Source organism: Alcanivorax sp. HI0083 (genome assembly GCF_001635175.1).
Map to the genome: position 1 here is coordinate 1 of NZ_LWFX01000934.1, position 3,402 is coordinate 3,402.

Annotated in this window: 3 protein-coding genes; all 3 read left to right on the forward strand. The window is 61.8% G+C overall.

Annotated elements, in window-relative coordinates; all coding sequences use genetic code 11:
* Positions 1-1,013 (forward strand): efflux RND transporter periplasmic adaptor subunit (locus A3754_RS10275; protein ID WP_063519599.1); only part of this gene is annotated, 1,013 nt, incomplete at its 5' end.
* Complete coding sequence (locus tag A3754_RS10280; RefSeq protein ID WP_063519600.1) at positions 1,013-2,947, forward strand: MacB family efflux pump subunit; 1,935 nt, start codon at positions 1,013-1,015, stop codon at positions 2,945-2,947. The genes A3754_RS10275 and A3754_RS10280, both read left to right, overlap by 1 nt.
* On the forward strand, positions 2,940-3,402 hold a 463-nt coding region (locus A3754_RS10285), incomplete at its 3' end, for a TolC family protein (protein ID WP_197468608.1). The genes A3754_RS10280 and A3754_RS10285, both read left to right, overlap by 8 nt.

Consider the following 3,402-nt stretch of genomic DNA (forward strand, 5'->3'; position numbering starts at 1 on the left):
AAGAACTGGTCACTGCGCTGGGCACCCTGGAGCCGGGCGATTATGTGGACGTGGGTGCGCAGGTCTCCGGCCAGCTTACCCGGCTGCATGTGGATGTGGGTGACAGTGTGGAGCAGGGCCAATTGCTGGCGGAAATCGACGCCTCTGTACAGCAAACCCAGGTGGACGCGGGCCTGGCGGAACTGGAAGCCCTGCGAGCGCAGCTGGAGCAACGTGAAGCCGAGCTGAATCTGGCCGAACTGCAGTTTCAGCGCCAACAGCGGCTGCGTGCTGCCAATGCCACCAGTGACGATGCTTTTCAGAGCGCCCGTTCCACGCGGGTCATTACCCGCGCCCAGATCAAGGTATTGAAAGCCCAGATTCGTCAGAAGCAGGCCAGCGTGGAAGGCGACCAGGCCAACCTTGGGTACGCAAAAATCTATGCGCCACGCAGTGGCACTGTGGTCAGCCTGGAGGCCCGCGAAGGGCAGACCCTCAATGCCAACCAGACCACGCCGACGCTGATGCGGATCGCCGACCTGTCCACCATGACGGTATCGACCCAGGTCTCGGAAGCGGATGTGGATCGCCTCGCGGCAGGCATGCCGGTCTACTTCAACACCCTGGGCAATGGCCAGGTGCGTTATGACAGCACCTTGCGCCAGGTGCTGCCCACCCCGGAAGTGGTGAACAACGTGGTGCTGTACACCGCCGAATTCGATATCGCCAACCCCCAGGGCAAGCTGATGTCGGGGATGACGGCCCAGGTGTTTTTTGTCGTGAACTCGGAAAAGGATGTGCTGAACCTGCCGGTGGCGGCGGTGAAACGTAATGATCGTGGCCAGTGGCAGGTGCAGGTTCCGGGCAGTGATGGTCAGCCACAGAACAAGACGGTGAAAGCCGGCATCAATAACCGGGTGCGCACGGTGATTCTCGAAGGCTTGAACGAAGGGGATACGGTGCTGCTGGGGCAGGCCGCCCGGCAAGCCGCCGGGGCGTCAAAAGACCGTCCGCGTCGCGGCGGATTGTTCTGATGGCACTGATCGAACTGGCGGGCATCCGCAAACGTTACCCGGCCGGTGAGCAGGAAGTGGAAGTCCTGCATGGCATCGACCTGTCCATCGAGGCGGGCGAATTTGTGGCCATCATGGGTAGCTCCGGGTCCGGCAAATCCACACTGATGCACATTCTGGGTTGCCTGGATCAACCCAGTGACGGAGTTTACCGCTTCGCCGGGCGGGCGGTGACCGACATGGACCATGAGCAGCTGGCCTGGCTGCGCCGGGAGATGTTCGGTTTTGTATTCCAGAGCTACCACCTGATAGGCACCGCCAGCGCCTGGGAAAATGTGGCCCTGCCCGCCATTTATGCGGGGCTGCCCCGAGAAGAGCGCAAACAGCGCGCCCAGACCCTGCTCGCTGATCTGGGCTTGCAGGACAAACTGGAAAACCGGCCCAACCAACTGTCCGGTGGCCAGCAGCAGCGGGTATCCATTGCCCGTGCCTTGATGAACGGAGGCAAGGTGATTCTCGCCGATGAACCCACTGGCGCGCTGGACAGCGTTAGCGGTGACGCGGTGATGGGCCAGCTCAAGGCGCTGGCGGAACAAGGTCACACGGTGATCGTGATTACCCACGATGCTGCGGTGGCTGAGCACGCGGACCGGGTAGTGGAAATCCGCGACGGACAGGTGATTGATGATCGCCGTCGCCGCCCGCACCGTGTGGAGGCGGCCCACGCCGTGCCGCAACCGACGCAGGAAAGCCGCTTTCCAGACCTGGGTGAAGTGCTGGAATCCGTGGTCATGGCGTTGCGCTCATTGCACGCCAACTGGCTGCGCACCTTGCTTACCTTGCTCGGTATTGTGATCGGTGTGGGCTCGGTGGTGGTGATGCTGGCCATTGGCCAGGGCGCCAAGGAAGACGTGGTGGCCCGCATTGGCGAGCGCGGTGTGAACCTGCTGGTGATCCGGCCGGACCGGGGCCAACAGCGCGTTGCCGACGGCGTGATCGCCACCCTGGTGCCGGAGGATGCCGAAGCCCTGAAAACCCTGCCCAATATTCGCGTTGCCGTACCGGAAATTTCCGGCGGCGTAACGGCGCGGGCCAACGGCAAGGATATTTCCACCAGTGTGCAGGCGGTGAGTGCGGATTACCCCAGCCTGCGCGACTGGGAGCCGGTGCAAGGGGTGTATTTCAACAGCAGCGATGAAGCCAGCTACGCGCCGGTGGCCGTGATTGGGCAGACGGTGAAAGCCAACCTGTTTCCGGACAGTGATCCGTTGGGCCAGTTTCTGTTGCTCAACAGTATTCCCTTCCAGGTAATCGGTGTGATGAGCCGCCAGGGGGCGACCGACTGGGGGGATGATCAGGATGATGTGGTGTTCGTGCCCTTGTCGACGGGCACCCTGCGCCTGTTCGGCCAGAATTATCTGCGTTCCATCACCCTGGCCGTGGATGACGTTACCGCCATCGATGAGACCGAAACCGCGGCGGTTAACCTGTTGACCCAGCGTCACGGGAAGGAGGATGTGCGGGTTTTCAATATGGCGTCCTTGTTGGATATGGTGTCGGAAACCCAGAACACCCTGACGTTGCTGCTGGGCTCCATCGCGGCGATTTCATTATTGGTGGGGGGGATCGGGGTGATGAACATCATGCTGGTGAGCGTCACCGAGCGTATTCACGAAATTGGTATCCGCATGGCCACCGGCGCTCGTCAGCGCAATATCCTGCAGCAGTTTCTTACCGAAGCGGTGGTGGTGTCTGCGCTGGGTGGCGTGATCGGTGTGGTGATTGGGGTACTGGTGGGCTGGCTGCTGGACGCTTTCGGCATGGCCATTGTGTTCTCGGTGCCAGTGATGGTGGCCGCGTTTGTTTGTGCCGCGGGCATCGGCCTGTTGTTTGGCTTTGCCCCCGCATTGAAGGCCGCGCGTCTGAACCCTGTGGAGGCACTCAGTAATGACTAAGACAATAAACAAGCGGGTATGGGTGACGGTTGTTGTTCTGTTATCCGGCTGCGCCATGCGGTCCGGGCTGGAGGCGCCCGAACAAAACATGCCGGCACAATGGCTTAACCAGCAGCAGGCCAGCGAAGCCATGGTGCATCACCCGCAATGGTGGCAGCAGTTCAACAGTGCGGAACTGGATCGGTTGGTGGACCAGGCGCTGGCGGCTAACACGGATTTACTGGCGGCGACGGCGCGGGTCGAGCAAGCGGATGCGCAACTCAGTCAGGCTGGTTCAGCCCTGTTCCCGACCCTGGGGTTGGGCGCCGGCGGCAGCCGCAGTGGTGTATTTGGCGAAAGCGGTAGCAGTGAAAGCTACAACGCCTCCGTGAGTGCCAGCTACGAGCTGGACCTGTGGGGGCAGCTTCGCAATAGCCGTGATGTGGCGCGGGCCTCCCTGCTGGCCAGCCAGTTCA